General features: G+C 67.6%; 15 protein-coding genes. 7 read left to right on the plus strand and 8 right to left on the minus strand.

Annotation, left to right across the window (positions count from 1 at the left end; translation table 11 throughout):
* On the plus strand, positions 1 to 513 hold the full coding sequence (locus QHF83_RS24990; RefSeq protein WP_282420434.1) for a hypothetical protein: 513 nt from the start codon (positions 1 to 3) through the stop codon (positions 511 to 513).
* A 19-nt stretch (positions 514 to 532) separates the two neighbouring features.
* Here QHF83_RS24990 and QHF83_RS24995 read toward each other — a convergent pair whose 3' ends face one another.
* Positions 533 to 1,984, minus strand: a complete 1,452-nt coding sequence (locus tag QHF83_RS24995; RefSeq protein WP_282420435.1) for an aminotransferase class I/II-fold pyridoxal phosphate-dependent enzyme — start codon at positions 1,982 to 1,984, stop codon at positions 533 to 535.
* 349 nt (positions 1,985 to 2,333) lie between these two features.
* Between QHF83_RS24995 and QHF83_RS25000 the strand changes: the two genes are divergently transcribed.
* The 5 genes from QHF83_RS25000 to QHF83_RS25020 all read left to right on the plus strand — a co-directional run bounded on the left by QHF83_RS25000 (position 2,334) and on the right by QHF83_RS25020 (position 10,928).
* The gene (locus tag QHF83_RS25000) at positions 2,334 to 4,052 is read left to right on the plus strand and encodes a hypothetical protein (protein ID WP_282420436.1); all 1,719 of its coding nucleotides are present in this window, start codon (positions 2,334 to 2,336) and stop codon (positions 4,050 to 4,052) included.
* 214 nt (positions 4,053 to 4,266) lie between these two features.
* Positions 4,267 to 5,568 carry a TolC family protein gene (locus tag QHF83_RS25005; protein WP_282420437.1) on the plus strand — a complete coding sequence of 434 codons (1,302 nt, stop codon included), beginning with the start codon at positions 4,267 to 4,269 and terminating at the stop codon, positions 5,566 to 5,568.
* Complete coding sequence (locus tag QHF83_RS25010) at positions 5,565 to 6,815, plus strand: efflux RND transporter periplasmic adaptor subunit (protein WP_282420438.1); 1,251 nt, start codon at positions 5,565 to 5,567, stop codon at positions 6,813 to 6,815. Before QHF83_RS25005 ends, QHF83_RS25010 begins: the two co-directional genes overlap by 4 nt.
* A gap of 3 nt (positions 6,816 to 6,818) precedes the next feature.
* Complete coding sequence (locus QHF83_RS25015) at positions 6,819 to 9,941, plus strand: CusA/CzcA family heavy metal efflux RND transporter (protein ID WP_282420439.1); 3,123 nt, start codon at positions 6,819 to 6,821, stop codon at positions 9,939 to 9,941.
* 60 nt (positions 9,942 to 10,001) lie between these two features.
* Complete coding sequence (locus QHF83_RS25020; protein ID WP_348980468.1) at positions 10,002 to 10,928, plus strand: LysR family transcriptional regulator; 927 nt, start codon at positions 10,002 to 10,004, stop codon at positions 10,926 to 10,928.
* 48 nt (positions 10,929 to 10,976) lie between these two features.
* On the opposite strand, the gene QHF83_RS25025 is transcribed toward QHF83_RS25020, so the two are convergent.
* The 4 genes from QHF83_RS25025 to sigJ form a co-directional block, all read right to left on the minus strand.
* Positions 10,977 to 11,207 carry a 4-oxalocrotonate tautomerase family protein gene (locus QHF83_RS25025; RefSeq protein ID WP_282420441.1) on the minus strand — a complete coding sequence of 77 codons (231 nt, stop codon included), beginning with the start codon at positions 11,205 to 11,207 and terminating at the stop codon, positions 10,977 to 10,979.
* Positions 11,208 to 11,232: 25 nt separating this feature from the next.
* Positions 11,233 to 11,952, minus strand: a complete 720-nt coding sequence (locus QHF83_RS25030) for an SDR family oxidoreductase (protein WP_282420442.1) — start codon at positions 11,950 to 11,952, stop codon at positions 11,233 to 11,235.
* Between the two features lie 40 nt (positions 11,953 to 11,992).
* Positions 11,993 to 12,883, minus strand: coding sequence for an alpha/beta hydrolase (locus QHF83_RS25035; protein ID WP_282420443.1), 891 nt, complete (start codon positions 12,881 to 12,883; stop codon positions 11,993 to 11,995).
* A 192-nt stretch (positions 12,884 to 13,075) separates the two neighbouring features.
* A complete protein-coding gene (gene sigJ / locus QHF83_RS25040; RefSeq protein ID WP_282420444.1) occupies positions 13,076 to 13,969 on the minus strand; it encodes an RNA polymerase sigma factor SigJ in 894 nt (297 codons plus the stop codon).
* Positions 13,970 to 14,046: 77 nt separating this feature from the next.
* Here sigJ and QHF83_RS25045 point away from each other — a divergent pair, with 77 nt between their 5' ends.
* Positions 14,047 to 14,502, plus strand: a complete 456-nt coding sequence (locus QHF83_RS25045) for a carboxymuconolactone decarboxylase family protein (protein WP_348980467.1) — start codon at positions 14,047 to 14,049, stop codon at positions 14,500 to 14,502.
* Between the two features lie 3 nt (positions 14,503 to 14,505).
* On the opposite strand, the gene QHF83_RS25050 is transcribed toward QHF83_RS25045, so the two are convergent.
* The 3 genes from QHF83_RS25050 to QHF83_RS25060 form a co-directional block, all read right to left on the minus strand.
* Complete coding sequence (locus tag QHF83_RS25050) at positions 14,506 to 15,210, minus strand: dual specificity protein phosphatase family protein (protein ID WP_282420446.1); 705 nt, start codon at positions 15,208 to 15,210, stop codon at positions 14,506 to 14,508.
* The gene (locus QHF83_RS25055) at positions 15,207 to 16,496 is read right to left on the minus strand and encodes a polysaccharide lyase family 7 protein (protein ID WP_282420447.1); all 1,290 of its coding nucleotides are present in this window, start codon (positions 16,494 to 16,496) and stop codon (positions 15,207 to 15,209) included. Before QHF83_RS25055 ends, QHF83_RS25050 begins: the two co-directional genes overlap by 4 nt.
* Before the next feature lie 252 nt (positions 16,497 to 16,748).
* Positions 16,749 to 18,140 carry a hypothetical protein gene (locus tag QHF83_RS25060; RefSeq protein WP_282420448.1) on the minus strand — a complete coding sequence of 464 codons (1,392 nt, stop codon included), beginning with the start codon at positions 18,138 to 18,140 and terminating at the stop codon, positions 16,749 to 16,751.
* Positions 18,141 to 18,216 lie beyond the last annotated feature (76 nt).

The following is an 18,216-nucleotide window of genomic DNA, read 5'->3' on the forward strand; positions in this document are numbered from 1 at the left end:
ATGTCCACCCTGAAGAGCTTTCTTTCACGCTTGCTCCGAGACGAGAAGCTTCAGCGCGCCTTCACCCAGGATCCGGAGTCCACGATGAAGAACGCCGGCCTCGGCGAGGAGGACCGCGCGCGCCTCCGCTCGCCCGACCGACGTCAATTCATGGGTCAGCTCACGCTCGGCACGGCCGTGTTCATGACGCCTCCGATTGGGACGTGGTTCACGCCGATCGTGGAGATCACCGGCCCGGTGCAGCCCGACGCGGCCCGCCCCGGCGCGGTGATCGAGAGCTTCACGGTCAAAGGGCGTTACTTCTCGGCGGGAATGAAGGCGACCCTCGAAGGGAAGGATCGCTCGGTCCCGGTGGAGGTGAACCGCGTGGAGGGCGCCGGGCTGGAGGAGAGCAAGCTCCTCGGGACGCTGCGCCTGCCGGACGATCTGCCGCCCGGCGCATACACCCTCCGCGTCACGCGCAGCGTCGACGAGCAGAGCGCGACCCTGCCCCAAGGCTTCCGCGTCCAGTAATCCTGCCCCGAGCCGCCCCCTATCCCCGCGGGTCCGCGATGGCGTCCGCGAGATCCTCGAGCAGCATGTCGATCCTGTCCGCGTGGGTGCGAAAGCAGAGCACGCACACGCGGATGACGAAGACCTCCTCCCCGCGCGCCGGATCACGCAATGTCGTACCCGTCAACATCAGGCGCTTTCGCTGATTGACGCGGGCGAGCACGCGCCGATTGAATGCGTCGAGCTCCGTGGCTCTCATGCCCGGCGGCTCGACCCGGAACGCGAACAAGGACAGCTCGGGCTCGGCCACGATACACACGCCGGGGAGGGCCCGCACCCGCGTTGCCGCGCGTCGGGCGAGATCGAGCTTCTCGTCGAGCGCCTCGCGAAATGCCGACGCGCCGTGCAACCAGAGCGGGAGCCAGATACGCAGACCGCGGGCCGGACGGCTCAATTCGGGGCCGAGATCGGCGAAATCCCAGTGTTCCTGGTCCTCCTGCGAAGGCGGCAGATACGCGGCCGCCTCGGAAAAAGCAGCACGCAAGGTCGCGAGCTCCTTCACGAGCAGGCAGCCGGTTCCATAAGGTAAAAACAGCCCCTTGTGCGGGTCGAGTGCTATCGAGTCCGCCCGCTCGATCCCTGCGAGCGCGGCCCGCCCGCGCTCGGTGAGCAGGAAAAACCCGCCGTACGCCGCGTCCACGTGGAGCCATAACCCCTCGTCGGCGCAAACGTCGGCCAATGCGGCGAGCTCGTCCACCGCCCCGACCGGCGTGGAGCCGGCCTGCGCGACGACCATGAAGGGCCGCAGCCCCGCGGCCCGGTCCTCTGCGACGGCCCTGGCAAGCTCGTCGCGCCGCAACCGGAACGACGCGTCCACGGGCACGACACGCGTGTTACGCCGCGGCAAACCGGCCACGCGTGCTGCCTTGGAGATCGAATGATGCGCTCCTTCCGAGGTATAAAGGACGCCCCCGTCGATATCCTCCCCGAGCTTCGCCTCGCGGGCCGCCACGACGGCGGCGAGGTTTGCCATCGACCCACCGGAACAAAGCCAGCCCCCCGAGGAAGGCCCATAACCCGCGAGCGTGCAGAACCAGCGAATCACGCTGATCTCGAGCTGCACCAGGCCGGGCGCAGGCATCCAGAGGCCCGTGTAGCGATTGGTGATGTCGGCGATGAGATCCGCGAGCGCCGTGCTCGGCAGTCCGCCCCCGGGGATGTACCCGAGATAGCCCGGCGAAGCCGCGTTCAAGCTGACCGGAATGGCGCGATCGAAGAGCCTCGCGAGCACGCGCCGGAAGGGCACACCTCGCTCGGGCATGGGCTCGTCGAAGGCGCGGGCGACCTTGTGGCTCCCGTCGAGCGAATGGGCCGGTTGCTCGTTCAGCCCATCCAGCCAGGGCGCGAGCCGATCCATGCAGGCAGAAACGAGGTCGCGAAGCTCGGCGCCACCGATCTCGAGCGGAACGGGGTTTCTGAAGGGGCGAGGCATGGGCCTTTTTCAACGCATGAAGGGTGTGAGCATGCGGAGCATCGTATCACTCCGTCCTCCCGAAAGGAACGCCATCGGGGACGGACCTCCTCGCCCGCGAGCTACGCCCCGTTACCATCCTCGAGACCCGCGCAAGGGCTCACGCCGGGCGAATGCCCGGCTCCTCCGGACGGATGGTCGTCTCCTCGGCCGTCCGCTCCTGCACCTCGAACACGACCTTCGGCCGCAAGCGGCAAGGGAGGCGAGCAGGAGAGAGACGGCGAGGCGGAAAAGCATGGGTCGAGGGCGCGCGAGACTTATCTGTGCCTGCCTACGGAAGCGGAGAGGTCCCCCGCGACGTTGGAGCGTCATGAAGGCTCGCATTCCGGCGCTGGTTGCCATTCTGTGCTTCACCTCCTGCGGGCGAGAACCGGCGCCCCATGGCAGTTCGGGTCCGACGAACCCGCCCTCCACCCCATCGGCTCCGGCGCCCCGGCCGGAGGGCGACGAGGCCGACGAGGCATCCTCGGCGGCGCGCGAGGCGCTACGAATACTCGAGCTGGCCACACCCTCGCGCGAGGCCTTCGCGGACTTCTACGATACCCTCCGGAAGTGCCCTCGCTCGGCCACGCGGACCCGCATCCTCGTGGACGCCGGGCGTATCCTCGCCTCGTGGCCCGACGCGATGCGCTTTCGGGTTGCAGACAAAAACCTCGAGCCACCGGAGGACCTCGAGCTCTGGGGCCTCGTCCGGCACCTCGAGCTGCATTTGTTTTTTCGCAAGGGCGACTCCACCCCGGACTTCGACAAACCGCACCTTACCCAGCTCACCGGCCTGCAGCTGAGCGCCTTTCGCCTGGATGACGGCGGGACCGGGCCCGTCATCGCGTCGCTCGCGGCCGCCCCGTCGCTCGCGGGTCTCCGCGAGCTGCGGATCGAGACGAGCGAGATCGGCGACGACGGGGCGCGGGCAATCGCGGCCTCGACGACCCTCCGAAAGCTCAGGGTGCTCGAGATCGTGCACGACGAAATCACGAGCGCCGGCGCGCGTGCCCTCTTCACCTCGGACAATCTCCGGAACGTCGAGACGCTGAGCTTGCACGATAACCGGATCGGGGTCGACGGGGCGGAGGCACTCGCAAGCTCGACCACGCTGGCGCACCTTCAATCCCTGGACCTATCGAACAACCACATCCATGCCGAGGGCGCTGCCGCGATCGCCGCGTCGACCTCGCTCCGGCGGCTCGAATCCCTCGACCTCGGGTTCAACTTCATCGGGCCGGAGGGCGCCTTGGCGATCGCCGCGTCCACGAACCTGCCCAGGCTACGGGTCCTCGTTTTATCGTTCAATCACGCCGGGGATGACGGCGCGATTTCGATCGCGACGCGCAAGGAGCCGTGGCCACTCACCTCCCTCGAACTGGCCTACAACGGCATCACCGATCGCGGCGCGATCGCCCTCGCCCATTCGAATGCGCTGCCGAAGGCGCTCGCTCTCGGGCTCCTCTACAACCCGACAGGGGATACCGGCGAGCAGGCCCTCGGGAAGGCGAGGCCGACGGCGATCCTCGGGCGCGACCCGACAGCGGACGGATCCTACACGGGGGAATACTCCTTTCTTCCGCCGCGCGGCGCCCCTCGGCTGCGCCTGCCCCACGTTCCCGCGCGCGGCCTCCCACGCACGGTCGAATTCCGCCGCGACCTCAATGTCCGATTCGCGTTCGGCGTCGACCATCCCACCTTCATGCTCCCCGAGTCACGGCCAGCGAATGGTGACGGCCGCCGCTTCCGGTGGGAGGACCGCGCGACGCTCACCGCGGCGGGCGGTCACTTGCTCGACACGTTCGACGAGCAGCTTGCGAGGGATTCTCTCGCAGATGAGGGCGCGACGGTCCTCGTGAAGCAAAAATCGAAAGACATGCACCTCCTCGAGCTATCCACCCCGCGCCGCGTGACGCACAGAAGAAGCGAATTACGCGACGGACGCATCGTCACGGTGGACTTCGCGTACGACCGCTCGCTCGATGCATACTTTCGCCCCATCGCCGCCCGCATCATGAGCTCGATCCGCGTCCTCCCATATCCGTGAGAGCACGGCACATCGAGGCGCGCGTGGCTCCATCGCGCGGGACAGCGCGAACGGGACAGGCGAGGCGCCGCACTCCGTGAGCATCGTTTGCCTCCCAACGGTTTTACGATCGAACGAGTTTATTCCCAGCAAAAAGATACCTTGACGCTGATTGAATCGGCACTACATCACTGCGGCGAACTCGTTTGTGCTCAAACATGGCTGGAGCACCACGATGCCTATGTTTCACGCGTATCGTCGCCGTATACCCATCCATCTCGTGGCGCTTTTGGTGATGCTCGTCGCCAACGCCGCAATCGCCGAAGAGCGCCCGGTCGAGGCTCCGTCCGAAGCGGAGGCCAATCTCCCCGCAGCCGAGCCATTCCCTTCGCTCGAACGCGCCATGGAGCTCGCGCGCGAGCGCGCCCCGGGCGTGGTGAGCGCGCGGGGCGCCGTGGGCGTCGCGAAGTCCTCGTACGCAGGCGCGCGGCTCGCTCCGCTCGACAACCCCTATCTGGAGGTCTTCGTCGACCGTGGCCTCCAGGGCGTGACGAAGGACGCGTCGGTCCAGGCGAATTTGTGGCTTCCCCTCGAGGTGTCCGGGCAGCGGGCCCGCAGGCTCGACGAGGCCGACGCGCTCGTCGCCTGGCAAAAGACGCTGTTCGAAGCGACGCAGCTCTCGGCGGAGGGGGAGGCCGTGCGCGCCTACGGGGCCGCGCTCGTCGCGGCCGCGCGGGTGCGCACGCTCGAAGGGCTCGTGAGTGACGCGGGCGCGGAGGCGGAGGTGTACAGGCAGCGGCTCGCCGCCGGCGACGCGACGCTGCAAGAGGAAAAACTCGCGAGCATGGAGCACGCGCGTTACGCGGTGATGCTCGAAGAGAGCCGCGCCGATCTCACGCGCGCGCTCGTCGAGCTCGCGCGCGCGACGGGCCGCATGTTCTCGCCGCCCGACGGCACGTCCGCCTTGCCCCCCATGCTCGACGAGACGCCCGGCGAAGCCAGCGCCGCGCGGGTCGCGGACGCGTCCCCCCACGTGTCCGCCTCGACGCGCGAGGCGAACTTTTACGCGCGGGCTCGTGATCGCGCGGCGATCGAGGCCCATCCGCCGGTGAACCTGATCGTCACCGCGGGCCGCGGCGATCTGGGCGAGCCGCGCTTCGGCGGTGGCCTCTCGTGGACCTTCCCGGTCGCAAGGCGCAAGCAAGCCGAGGTGGCCCGCGCCGACGCCGAGCGAACGCGCGCGCTGGCCGAGGCCGAGGTGAAGCGACGCCTCGTCGCGCAGGGGCTCTCGGGCCTCGAGCTCGAGCGCGACAAGGTGCGTCGCGCCCGCGAGATCATCGACGCGACGGCCTTGCCCGCGGCGCAAGCGGCGGCCGACGCGGCGGTCGCCATGAAGACCGCCGGAAAGGGAGAGATGCTCCTCGTGCTCACCGCGCGCCGAGATCTCGCGCTCCTGCGCTTGCGTCGCCTCGAGCTCTTCGCGCGCGAGTGGTCCATCGTCGGCGACATCGTTGCATTGACCGGAGATCTACCGTGAAGGACGAGACAAACCCGAACGACGAGGGCTCGGAGGCCCCGTTCCCCACGGAAGAGAGCCTCCCCGGAGACGAGGCCGAGCAGCGAGCTCCCACGCAGGAGCGACGGCCGCAATGGGCGCGCTGGGGCATCGCCGCGGGCCTGTCTGCGCTCGCCGCCGCGGGCCTGTTCGTCTTCCTACGCGGGGGCGACGCGGAGACGGACGTGCCCGTGACCAAGGCCGACGTCCCGCACGCCGAGGGCAAAGCCATCGTGTTCTCGAAGGCCTTCCGCGACCGTGCAGGCATCGTGACCGAGCCCGTTCGCCTCGCGCCGCTCGTGCCGCGCCTCAAGGTCGTCGGCACCGTCGATTTCGACCCGGCGCACGTGGCCGCGGTGGGGACGCGGATCCCCGGGCTCGTGCGCTCCCTCGCGAAGGTCGAGGGCGACAGCGTGAAGCGAGGCGACCTGCTCGCCGAGATCGAGAGCGCCGAGCTCGGGCAAGCGCAGGCCGGCGTGGCCGTCGCCGGTGCGCACCGCAAGGCGGCCTCGATCAACGAGAAACGCGAGCGCGAGCTCGCCGAGCGAGGTCTGTCCACGGCGCGCGAGCACGAGGTCGCGACCGCGACGCACGAGGAGCAACGCGCGCTCTTCGAAGCCGCGCGGCAACGCGTGGTGGCCATGAGCGGCGCGCCCGGCAGCCCGTTCGGCGTGTACATGCTGCGCGCGCCGCTCGAAGGGACCGTGGTCGAGCGGCACATCTTCGCGGGCCAGTCCGTCGACGCCCACCTCGTCGCCTTCCGCGTCGCCAACCTCGATCACCTCTGGGTGGATCTCTCGGTGTTCGAGAGCAACGTCGACGCGATCCACAAGGATGATCCGGTGGAGATCACGCGCGTGGGAGGCGAGCCGATGCCCGGTCGCGTCGCGCACGTCGGCGAGGTCGTCGATCCCGTGACACGCACGGCCGAGGTGCGGATCGCGGTTTCGAACAAGGAACGCAAGCTCCGGCCGGGGCAATCCGTGACCGCGATCATCCAGGCCTCGGGCCCTTCGCGCACCATGCTCACCGTGCCCATGACGGCCGTCACGTACATCGACGGGCGGCCGACGGTGTTCCTCGCCGAGAGCCCCGATCGTGTCGTGCCCACGACGATCGAGCTCGGCCCGAACGACGGCACGAACCAGGGCGTCTCCTCCGGCCTCTCCGAGGGGCAGCTCGTGGTGAGCCGCGGCGTGTTTGCCCTGAAGAGCGAGCTTTACCGGTAAACCATGCTGTCACGTATCGTCCTTGCCTCGATTCGCCTTCGGGCGTTGATGCTCGTCCTCTTCGCGCTCCTCCTCGGCGCGGGGGCCGTGGCCGTGCGCGCGCTCCCCATCGACGCGATGCCGGACGTCTCGACGATCCAGGTCTCCGTGCTCACGAGCGCCTCGGGCCTCTCCGCCGTCGAGGTGGAGCGGACCGTGACCGTTCCGATCGAGAACGCGCTCAACGGCGTCCCGGGCGGCGCCGAGCTGCGCAGCGTCTCGCGCGGCGGTTTGTCGGCCGTGACGGTGGTCTTCGCCGACGGCACGGACGTGTGGTTCGCGCGCCAGCTCGTGCTGGAGCGCCTGCGCGCCGTGGAGCGCGAGCTGCCGGCCTCGGCGGGCACGCCCGAGCTCGCCCCGGTCTCCTCGGGGCTCGGCGAGATCTTTCAATTCGTGGTCCGGAGCTCGCAGCACTCGCCGATGCAGCTTCGGACGCTGCTCGACTGGGAGATCGTGCCGAAGCTCCGCAGCGTGCCCGGCGTGATCGAGGTCAACACGATGGGCGGGGAGCTCAAGCAGTTCCAGGTCGTCGTGGATCGCGCGCGCCTGCAGGCCCAGCACATGACGGTGGAGGACGTGATCGGGGCGCTCCGCGGGGCCAACGTCAACGTGGGCGGCGGCTACGTCGAGCGGCGCGAGGAGTCGTTCACCGTGCGCGGGCAGGGCATGCTGCGCGACGAGCAGGACATCGCCAACGTGGTTCTGCGGGCGGGCGCGGACGGCGCGCCCGTGCTCGTCAAACACGTGGCCGACGTGCAGATCGGCGCGGCGCTGCGGTACGGCGTGATCACGCACGGCGGCGAGCGCGAGGCGGTCACCGGCATCGTGATGATGCTCCTCGGCGGCAACAGCCGCGAGGTCGTGGCCGCCGTCGGCGAGCGGGTGAAGGAGATCGAGGCGGAGCTGCCGCCGGGCGCGACCATCGAGGTGGTCTACGATCGCGCCGATTTCGTGGGTCGCACCATCGGCACCGTGCTGAAGAACCTGGCCGAGGGCGTGCTCGTCGTGACGATCGTCCTCGCGCTCTTCCTCGGCACGCTGCGCGGCGCGCTGGTGGTCGTCCTCGGGATCCCCGCGTCCATGACGGTGGCCTTGTTCGGGATGCACCTCTTCGGCGTGACGGGTGATCTCATGTCGCTCGGCGCCATCGATTTCGGGTTTCTGGTGGACGGGCCGATCGTGATGCTCGAAGCGGTCATCGCGGCGGTGGCGGGCCAAAAGCTCGCGGGAAACGCGAAGGCGCGGGCATATGCGGAAACCGCGCAGGGCGTGGCGCGCCCGGTCGCCTTCGCGGTAGCGATCATCATGCTCGTCTACGTCCCGCTGCTTTTCCTCGAGGGCATCGAGGGCAAGATGTTCCGGCCGATGGCGCTCACCATGGCCTGCGCTCTCTTCGGCGCGTTGATCTATTCGGTCGTGTTTTTCCCGGCGCTGCTCGTCACGCTCGTGCCGCCCGCGGCGGGCCACGGTCCGCGCTGGATGGAGTGGATCACCGAGCGGTACGAGCGGCTCGTCGGCCGGGCCGTCGCGCTCCGGTGGCCGCTCCTCGGCGCCTCGGCGGCGGCGTTCGTCTTGACAACCTTCTTCTTCTCCCGCGCCGGCGCGGAGTTCGTTCCTCGCATCTTCGAGGGTGACGCGGTCGTGACCATCCGCCGCGCGCCGAGCATCTCCCTCGAAGAGGCGCGACGGCTCGATTTCGAGACCGAGAAGGTGCTGCACGGCTTCCCCGAGGTGGTGAGCACGCTCGGGATGACCGGGCGCGCCGAGGTCGCCATCGATCCGGTCGGCAACGACAACACCGACATCTTCCTGCGGCTGCGCCCGCCCGCGGAATGGAAGACGGCGCGTGATTTCGACGAACTCTCCGAGGCGTTCAAGAATACGATCGAGGCCCGCGTGCCAGGGACGTTCGTCTCCGTGTCGCAGCCGATCGAGGACAAGACGAACGAGCTCATCAGCGGATCACGCGCCGACGTCTCGATCAAGGTCGTCGGGACCGACATCAACGAGCTCGCCACGCTCGCCGACCGGATCGGCGAGCGCGTGAAGGCGATCCGGGGCGCCGGCGACGTGCGTGTCGAGCGGCTCCTCGGCCAGCCCGTGATCAGCGCCGTCGCGGATCGAGCGAAGATGGCGCGTCACGGGGTGAGGGTCGAGGACGCCTTCACCGTGATCGCCGCGGCGCGCGAGGGCGTACACGTGGGCGACATCTACGAGGATCAACGCAAGTTCGACCTGCGCGTGCTGGGCCCCCCGGCCGAGCCCTCGGCAGCAGCGCTCGGCGAGCTCTTCGTGGAGACGTCGAGCGGGCGCAGCGTCCCGCTTCGCGAGGTGGTCACGCTCGCCGAAGGAGATGGTCCAACCTCGATCCGGAGGCAGGATCGCGAACGCACGGTGCGCGTCGACGTGAACCTGCGTGGTCGCGATCTGGTCTCCTGGGTCGCGGAAGCGAAGACCGTCGTCGAGCGCGACGTGCCGCTCCCGAGCGGTTACGAGATCGCGTGGGGCGGTCAATTCGAGAACTTCGAGCGGGCGCAGAAGCGGCTCGCGCTGCTGGTGCCGGCCGTCGTGGTGATCATCTTCGGCATGCTGCTCTGGATGTTCCAGAACGTGCGGCTGGCCTTGGCGGTCTTCATGATGGTGCCCCTCTCGCTCGTGGGCGGCATGCTGGGCCTGCTCGCGCGCGGCTTGCCCTTCAGCCTGTCGGCGGCGGTCGGGTTCATCGCGCTGGGCGGCGTGGCGGTGCTGAACGGAGTGGTGATCGCCAGCGAGGTGCGGAGGCGCCTCGACGCGCGAGAGCCGCTCGACGAGGCGATCACGCGTGGAGCGGCGGCCGTCGTGCGCGCGGTGCTCACGACAGCGGCCGTCGCGGCGCTCGGTTTCCTGCCGATGGCGCTCGCGCAGAGCGCCGGCGCGGAGGTGCAGCGCCCGCTCGCGACGGTGGTCATCTTCGGGATGTTTTTCGGGACGATCACCACGCTCGCGGTCCTGCCCGGCGCGCTGCGGGCAACCCTCTCGGGCCAGCGATTCGAGGCGCGCGCCGTGGAGGAGGCGTCGCTCGATACGGGCTCGCCGGCGCTCAATTGAAAGGGGCGCGTCACGGTTGCTCGGCGCGCGAGGAGCGTGCTAGGCGTGCATCCGACGAGCATGGATCGGATCGACGCGATGCGCGTCTTCGTCGCGACGCTGGACGAGGGGAGCCTTGCGGGTGCGGCGCGCAAGCTCGGCCGCTCGCCGGCTGCGATCACGCGCGCGATCGCCTTTCTCGAGAACCATGTCGGCGTGCAGCTGCTGCACCGCACCACGCGCTCGATCCATCTGAGCGAGGCTGGTGAGCGTTATGCCGCGGCCTGCCGGCGGGTGCTCGTCGATCTCGAGGAAGCCGACATGCTCGCTGCGAGCGAGCGCGGCGCGCCGAGAGGTCTGCTCACCATCACCGCGCCGCTCGTGAGTGGAGCGAAGATCATGCGCCCGATCCTCGATGCGTTCCTGGCGCGAGAGCCCGCGGTCAGGGCGCGGCTCTTGCTGCTCGACCGCACGGTCAGCCTCGTCGAGGAAGGCATCGATGTGGCTCTGCGAATCGCCAATTTGCACGATTCGAGCTACATCGCGACCCGGATTGGCGAGGTTCGCAAGGTGCTTTGCGCGGCCCCCGCCTATCTCGAGGCGGCGCCGCCGCTCGAAAGCCCGGCCGACCTTGCCCGCCATCGTTGTATCCAGATGACCTCCTTTGGCCAGGAGAGCTGGAACTTCCCGCCCGAGAAGGCCACGGGCGCCGTGCGGCACGTAGCGATCGAGCCGAGGCTCATGGTGAATACCGTCGAGGCCGCGGTGGCGTCCGCGGTCGAGGGCAATGGCATCACGCGCGTGTTTTCGTACCAGATCGCCGACGAGGTGGCGGCGGGCAAACTGCGGATCGTGCTGGCCGACGCGGAACCTGCGCCGCTCCCCGTTCATCTGATCACGCCCGAGGGCCGGCTTTCCGTGCCCAAGGTGCGCGCTTTCTTCGATTTCGCGGGCCCGCAGCTGAAGGCAGAATTCTCGCGGCGCCAGATCGCCTGCGCCGGCGGCTGAGGAGCGCCGGCGCACGGCATACGGGGGTGAGGCATCGCCGACGGCACGTCAGCCCTTGCCGCTGGCGGACGCGGACTTGCCTGTCTTCTTCCAGTATTCCAGCACCGGCAGGCCGCCGGCGCCCCAATTTTCATGCTCCACCTCGTCGATGACGACGAAGGTCGCCTCGGGCGCCTTGTCGATCACGTCCCGCAGCACATTCGTCATGCCCGCGATGATCTCGGCCTTTTGCTCGGGCGTGGCGCTGCCCTTGGTGAGCTTCACGTTGATGTACGGCATGATGGTTCTCCCGCGCTCGTGCTGATCACCAGTGGCCGGCGTGCTGGCCGCCGTCGACGTGGAGCGTCTCGCCCGTGACGAAGCCCGCATCCTCGAGATAAAGGACGGCCTGGACGATCTCGTCGATCGTGCCCATGCGACCGAGCGGGTGCAGGCCGTCGAGGGTCGCATGCGTCTCGGGCGCGTGCATCGGCGTCTTGATGATGCCCGGCGAGACCGCGTTCGCGCGGATGCCGTTTGCGGCATATTCCATCGCGAGGCTGCGGGTCGCCGCGTCGATCCCGCCCTTCGTCAGCGACGCGATCACCGAGGGCACACCTTTGATCGGCTGGTCGACGAGCGAGGTCGTGATGCTGACGATATGCCCGCCCTCGCCCTGCTTCAGAAACTGGGTGACCGCCGCCTGGGTCACGTAGAAAAAGCCCGCGACGTTGACGTGGATCTTCCTCGAAAAATCCTCGGCCGTGTATTCGGTGAACGGCTTGGCGATGAAGATGCCGGCATTGTTGACGAGCGTGTCGACCCGCCCGAACCTGGCGACGGCGGCCTCCACGACCTTCTTCGCCGTCTCGGGATGGCCGATGTCGCCGTCGACGATCAGCACGTCGGGATCGCCCCCGAAGGCGTCGGGCTTGATCGAACGGGAGTTGGCGACGACGCGAAAGCCCTTCTTGCGATATCCCTCGACGAGGCCGGCGCCGATGCCTTGTGATGCACCCGTGATGATGACGACTTTCTTGCTCATGGCTGTCTCTCCTTCGAATCGAGCTGCAATGGGTCGCTTATCAGGCCGGCAGGTGGCGGGCGAGGAAGTCGCGCATCAGCGGCACGATCTCGTCGGCCTTGTCCTCGAAGGCGAAGTGACCGCTATCGAGGAGATGGAGCTCGGCGTCGGGCAGGTCGCGCAGGAAGGCCCTGGCGCCCTCGGCCGGGAAGATGCTGTCGTTCGCGCCCCAGGCGATCAGCGTCGGCGGCCGGTGCGTGCGGAAGAACTCTTGGAACTTGGGATAGAGCGCGACGTTGTTACGATAATCGTAGAAGAGATCGAGCTGGATCTCGACATTGCCGGGGCGGTCCAGGAAGATCTGGTCGTAGAGCCAGGCGGCGGGATCGAGCCGCGAGACGTCCTTCACGCCGTCGACATACTGGAACCTCGTGATCTCGGGCGTCATGAAGTGCCGGAGCGCGTCGCGGTTGGCCTTCGAATGGTCGGCCCAGAGCGCTTTGATGGGATCCCAGAAGGCCTTTAGGCCGTCCTCGTAGGCATTGCCGTTCTGCGTGATGAGCGCGGCCACGCGCTCGGGATGCTCGAGCGCCAGGCGAAAGCCGGTTGGCGCGCCGTAGTCCATGACGTAGAGCGCGTAACGCTCGGCGCCGAGCTGCTGGAGCAGGCCGTCGACGATATCGGCGAACTTGGCGAAGCTGTATTCGAATTCCTCGCGCGGCGGCATCGCGGACAGGCCGAAACCCGGCAGGTCGGGGGCGATCACGCGGTAGCGGTCGGCGAGCGCGGGAATGAGGTTGCGGTACATGTGCGACGAGCTCGGAAAGCCGTGGAGCAACACGACCACCGGGGCGTCGGCAGGGCCCGCCTCGCGGTAGAAGATCGAAAGGCCCTCGACGGTCGCGGTCCGGTGATGGGTGACGGGAATCGTGGTCGAAGTGGTGGCATTCATGAGGATTCTCCCTCGCAAGCGCGTTGAGCCTGGGCGCCTTCGATGTTTCGCGGCGTCGACGTCGAGAATCTAGATCATGCCGAGCGTCGTAAGAATAGACGCCACCACGAAGTCACTCTTTCAATTCTCGAAACGATGATCCGCGGAGCAAGCGCAACGACCGGCCACGAGGCCGCATGGCGAGTTGGCTCGTCAGTCGTGGAGGGCGGCGAGGTCGAGCCGACGCAGGCGCTCGGGGGCGGCGAGGATGTCGATGGCGACGATCTTCCCGCCCGTGATCGTGAAGCCCATGATCGAGAACGGCTGTCCCCCGCGGGTCACGACGAGACCCGCGGCGCCGTTCACGAGCGCAGGCCAACGCACGAGCTCCGGGCCGCCGAGGCGGGAGAAGGTGAGCGCCTGCTTGGCCACCGACGCCGCGCCGTGGACCTTGCGCGAGGCGAGCGCGGTCGCGGCGCCATAGTCGGCGCGGAGGACGATGTCCGGATCGAGCACGGCGAGCAGTTTGTCGAAGTCGCCGTCGCGGGCCGCCGCGACGAAGGCGTCGACGACTTCCCGCTGGCGGGCGAGATCGGCATCGGGAGCCGGGGCCGTCTCCTTGACGCGGCGGCGCGCGCGGCTGGCGAGCTGCCTGGTCGCGGGCTCCGTGCGCTCGACCATGGGGGCGATCTCCTCGAAGGGCACGTCGAACATGTCGTGCAGCACGAACGCGAGCCGCTCGGCGGGATCCAGCGTTTCGAGCACCACGAGCAGCGCGAGGCCGATCGAGTCGGCGAACAGCGCCTGATGCTCGGGGTCGGTCCCGTCCGCGCAGCTCACGATCGGGTCGGGGACGCGCACATCCAGGGACTGCTCGCCCCGCGCTCGACGCGAACGCAGCATGTCGAGACACACCCGCCCGACGACGGTCGTCAGCCATCCGCCCAGGTTCTCGACCTCGCTCGTGTCGGAGCGGTGAAGCCGCAGCCAGGCTTCCTGCACGGCGTCGTCCGCCTCACTCAGCGAACCGAGCATCCGGTACGCCACCGCACGCAAATGGGTGCGGTTTGCCTCGAAGCGCTCCGCCAGAATTTTATTTTCGTCCATCCGTCACGTTTCCTCATCGCGATCCGTCAGGGCAGCGCCGAACGAATCCAAGTCGGTCAACCCACAGGAGAATAGCGATGCAGGCACGAATGAAGAACCCCGCGCAGATCCTCCCCGAGGCGCTGCCCGCCCTCCTCAATGTGCTCAAGGCCACGAAGAAGGGCGGCGTGCCGGAGAGGACGCTCGAGCTCGTCCACCTGCGCGCCAGCCAGATCAATGGCTGCAGTTTCTGCGTCGACGGGGGCGCGCGCAACGCGAAGAAGGCCGGCGAGAGCGACGAGCGGCTCTTCGCGGTGGCAGCGTGGCGGGAGGCGCCCTACTTCACCGACGCCGAACGCGCCGCGCTGGCGCTCACCGAGGCCGCCACCCGGCTCAGCGACCGGGCGGATCCGGTGCCGGACGAGATCTGGAACGAGGCCGCCAAGCATTACGACGAGCAGGGGCTGGCTGCCTTGATCCTGATGATTGGCTTAACAAACCTTTTCAATCGCCTCAACGCGACCACGAGGCAGGTCGCAGGCGCGGGGTGGTAGTCGTTACCCGACTTGTCCCCAAGCGTCGAGGAGCATCTGCACCTGTGCACGGTTGGGACGAGCCGCTGGGCGCGCTTCACGTACCAGGGTGAGCGCCGCGTCCACCGACGTGGCGACCCCTCGCTCGAGCAGGACAGCAGCCGCGACCATCGCGGTGCGACCATGCCCTTGGGCGCAGTGAATGTACACCGGTGCCGGCGCGGCGGAGATCCGCTTCGCTACCTGTCGAAGCACATCGGGCGGCAATGGCGCTCCATCCAGGATCGGGCAGGAGATATAGGTCGCGCCGGCTGGGATGTGCTCGTCGAGCTCTGCGGTCAAGTCAACGACGGTTCTCACAGCCGGGAACTCTCCGGGCAGCAAGCGCCGGCCGATCAGAAAGTCCTCTCTCAGTCGTGCGAACGCAGGCTCGCGCGACAACGCCCGCACGGCGTGCCACGTCGCGTAGAGCAAGGCCATGTGCGGAAGCAGTAGCAGTTTCCGATGCCAGGTGAGACGTGCGCCGCGTTTTTCGAAGATCCCGGCGCCGGGCCAGAGGTAGGCGAACCCGACGAGCGCCCACGAGATGGCCGGCCAGCCAAAAAACAGCAGCATTCTCCAGTCGATCGCCCCGATGACCATGCTGCCGCACGATAGCGTGAGGAACGCAGCTGCGTAGCCTGGCGAGCGGCCCTCGGTCCGGTCGGTGACGGGTGAAGGCGTGATCACTGATGGACGATCTGCACGTCGTAGATCTCGACCTCGCCATACGCGTCACAGGATTCACCGGGGACTTGCTTTTCGCCCTGGCAGGAAGACTGCACGTAGGCGCCCGCCTTGAAGTACGCCCCGGAGAAGGTCTTGGGGTAGGTGTACTTCAGCGTGCCGTTGTAATAGCACTTCACCTGGTTGGCCGAGACCTCGAACTTCACGTTGAAGCGGGTCCCCAGCACGTACGAGGACGTGAGGGTGGGCCCGTCGGTGCCGTTGAGATCGATGAACAGCTTCTGGCCTTCCAGCCTGTAGACGATGACGTCGTCCGAAGCGTCGTGGATCTGCCCGACGACGATGTGCGGCTTCACCGTGGGCAGGTGCGTGATCTTTTGATCGATGTACATCGTGTGCGTGCCGGACGAGGACGACCAGTTCGCATTGTCGGCGCCGAGGTTCTTCATCTCCCGCAGCTCCGACCTGGGATAACCCGAGCCGCTGGTGGTGTACCCTCCGGCGTGGGCGCGGAACACCACCGCATCGCCCGTGGCATTCAGGAGGAAATAGGGGCTGCTTTCGTAGCCCGTCAGCTCCGGCTGCTTGATCTCGTCGGGGCTGCCCGCGTGCGCCGTATCGACAGGCAACGTGAGCTTCCAGTTCGTCAGATCCAGGACGTCGGACGGGAACTGCGCGGAAGCGCCGCCCGTGCCTCCGCCGCCGGAACTGCTGCTGCTGCTACTGCTACTGCTACTGCTGCTGCCGCTACTGCTGCTGCTACTGCTGCTGGTCGTGCCGCTGCTGCTCGTGTTCAGCGCGAAATCATCGAATCGTCCTGTTCCGCCGTTGTACGCGCCGTAGATGGTCACGGACGTGGCGCTGCCGGAGTTGAACGCGACCGTGATCTGCGTCCACGTGGAGCCGCTGTTGATGCTCTGGCTGCCGAGGATCGTCGCGCCGCTCTTCACGCCGACGGTGCCTTTCCCCAGCACCCACGCGGTGAGGTTGTACGCGGTGTTCGCCGTGACCGTGACCGTCTGCTCGAAGCGCCCACTCGACGCAGATATCTTGGCAGACTTCGTCCCCGAGTGTTTGTCACTCGTGGATATTTCGAAGAGGGACGGCTCCCCCCAGCTGGTCTTGTCGCTTTCGAAGCCGGGGTTGGAGATAGGAACGGAGAGCTCGGAGGAGCTCGCGTACTCGTCGTCCTCCTGTACCTGATCGATCGTGCATGCGGCGATACAGAGAGCTGCCACGAGCCTGGCGGAACGCGACAGGCGAGAAACGACGACACGTTGTCTTTGCATGCGGCGAGGATACGGGCGTCTTCCTCTCGGTCAAAGCATTACAACAACACCAACAAAGTGCAGCAACACCACAAACGGACGTTCGTCGCGTACGCCTGGCCCCTCGATGAGCCCCCGCCATCGACAACCGGTCCAGCGCTTGCGCAGGCCCCGCGTCCAGGGGCGGATAGCCCCGGTGGGGCCTGGGGCAACGCCCCAGCGCAGCGGCTCCCAGATGAAACCACTGCTCAGGCCCCTCCGGAGTGGGTGAAGTCAGTTCTTGACGAACGTGTTGAGAATGCCGACGCACATCTCGTCGAGGGTGGTCTCGCCGTAGGTCACGTCCTGGGGCGACGTGAGGTGCTGCTCGATGAGCGCTCGCTTCAGGAAGGGGTTGTCCAGCGTGTTGTCGTAGGTGCAGCGGACATCGATGATGTCCCCTCCCCGCAGCGTGGGAAGGTTCTCGATCGTGGCGTCGTAGGTATAGGTCTGCTGCCAGTTGAAATCCCATTTCGTCTGGAGCAGGCATTCGTTCGCCGGGTCGCTGCCTTGCGCGGCGGCGCGGCGGACCGTGATCTTCCCGTCTACCCCGACGTAATGCATGTGGTTCATGACGCTGTAGACCTTCATCTCCGGGAGCGGCTGCCCCCCGACCTCCGAGGGCAGCGTCAGCCGGACCATCTCGGTGTGGGCCTTGGCCCCGGCGGGGATCCTGAACTCGATTCCATTCGCGTCGTCCGGGCCCGGCTGCAGGCCGTCCCCGTCGGGGAGCGGAACGGGGACAGCGACCGGCAGGAACTCCGCCCTGTATTCGGGCACGCCCGGGTGGAATTGAAGCTCTACCTTCGTCGAATCGGGGTCGGCGGTCGTACCCGCCGCGTGGTAATGCATCTGGAGCACCAGCTTGGAGCCTGCGGGGACGAAGGCTCCGGCATTGGACGGGAAGACCGTCGGCTGCGCGCCCGGCACCCACGGCGTGAGGAACCTGCTTTTCTCGAGGCCCAGGGATCCGAAGCATTCGTAATACCCGTCTGCGTTTGCCAGGGCGAGGCTCTCCCCTTCCGGGTCGACGAAGACCACGCCGTGGTGGTCGACCTTCAGGTTTCCCGGGACGATCTTGCTGGCGCTGACGTAAACATCCTCCGTGAGCTCTGGATCGAGGACGAAACAGATCAACTGGTCCTGCTCGCCGCTCGCGACGAAAGGCTTCTTGGGCTGCAACGTGAGGTCGACCCGGGCCAGATCGACGCCTTTGGTCGGCTCCCCTGCCGGCGCGTCCTTGGGGTCGCCCTCGGGGGCGCCGGCGTTCCCCCAGGCCTCGAGCGTCGCGAGCTCTGCGTCCGAGAGCCGGGAATCGTGCTGCCAGCCGAACCTCGGGGTGCATTCATCGGTGTCGATCGCGCCCCAGGGCGGCATGGTCCCATCCTGCGTTCGCATCACGATGAGCCCGGCGAGGTTCTTCACCTGCTCGTATTCGATCAGGCTGAAGGACGCGATCTGGCCAGGGGAATGACAACTCTGGCAATGCTTTTGGAGGATCGGCGCCACGTCCTTGTGGAAGGTCGGACCAGCGGCGGTCCCTGCGTCGCTCGGCTCGCTCGAGCATCCGATCAGGGGGAGTGCGGTGGAGACGATCACAATCGCGGTGAGCGCAATGGTTCGCATAAGCTACCTCTCTGGTTTTACACACGACGGCTGGATGGAGCTCTCCCGAGAGCGCGCATGGGCGCGCCCGGTTCGA

The sequence above is a fragment of the Polyangium sp. 15x6 genome (genome assembly GCF_029960785.1).
Taxonomy (GTDB): Bacteria; Myxococcota_A; Polyangia; order Polyangiales; family Polyangiaceae; genus Polyangium.

What these genes read in the sequence shown, in the direction of transcription:
- QHF83_RS24990 (WP_282420434.1), top strand. Translation starts at nt 1, where the DNA reads ATGTCCACCCTGAAGAGCTTTCTTTCACGCTTGCTCCGAGACGAGAAG.
- QHF83_RS24995 (WP_282420435.1), bottom strand. Translation starts at nt 1,984, where the DNA reads ATGCCTCGCCCCTTCAGAAACCCCGTTCCGCTCGAGATCGGTGGCGCC.
- QHF83_RS25000 (WP_282420436.1), top strand. Translation starts at nt 2,334, where the DNA reads ATGAAGGCTCGCATTCCGGCGCTGGTTGCCATTCTGTGCTTCACCTCC.
- QHF83_RS25005 (WP_282420437.1), top strand. Translation starts at nt 4,267, where the DNA reads ATGCCTATGTTTCACGCGTATCGTCGCCGTATACCCATCCATCTCGTG.
- QHF83_RS25015 (WP_282420439.1), top strand. Translation starts at nt 6,819, where the DNA reads ATGCTGTCACGTATCGTCCTTGCCTCGATTCGCCTTCGGGCGTTGATG.
- QHF83_RS25020 (WP_348980468.1), top strand. Translation starts at nt 10,002, where the DNA reads ATGGATCGGATCGACGCGATGCGCGTCTTCGTCGCGACGCTGGACGAG.
- QHF83_RS25025 (WP_282420441.1), bottom strand. Translation starts at nt 11,207, where the DNA reads ATGCCGTACATCAACGTGAAGCTCACCAAGGGCAGCGCCACGCCCGAG.
- QHF83_RS25030 (WP_282420442.1), bottom strand. Translation starts at nt 11,952, where the DNA reads ATGAGCAAGAAAGTCGTCATCATCACGGGTGCATCACAAGGCATCGGC.
- QHF83_RS25035 (WP_282420443.1), bottom strand. Translation starts at nt 12,883, where the DNA reads ATGAATGCCACCACTTCGACCACGATTCCCGTCACCCATCACCGGACC.
- sigJ (WP_282420444.1), bottom strand. Translation starts at nt 13,969, where the DNA reads ATGGACGAAAATAAAATTCTGGCGGAGCGCTTCGAGGCAAACCGCACC.
- QHF83_RS25045 (WP_348980467.1), top strand. Translation starts at nt 14,047, where the DNA reads ATGCAGGCACGAATGAAGAACCCCGCGCAGATCCTCCCCGAGGCGCTG.
- QHF83_RS25055 (WP_282420447.1), bottom strand. Translation starts at nt 16,496, where the DNA reads ATGCAAAGACAACGTGTCGTCGTTTCTCGCCTGTCGCGTTCCGCCAGG.
- QHF83_RS25060 (WP_282420448.1), bottom strand. Translation starts at nt 18,140, where the DNA reads ATGCGAACCATTGCGCTCACCGCGATTGTGATCGTCTCCACCGCACTC.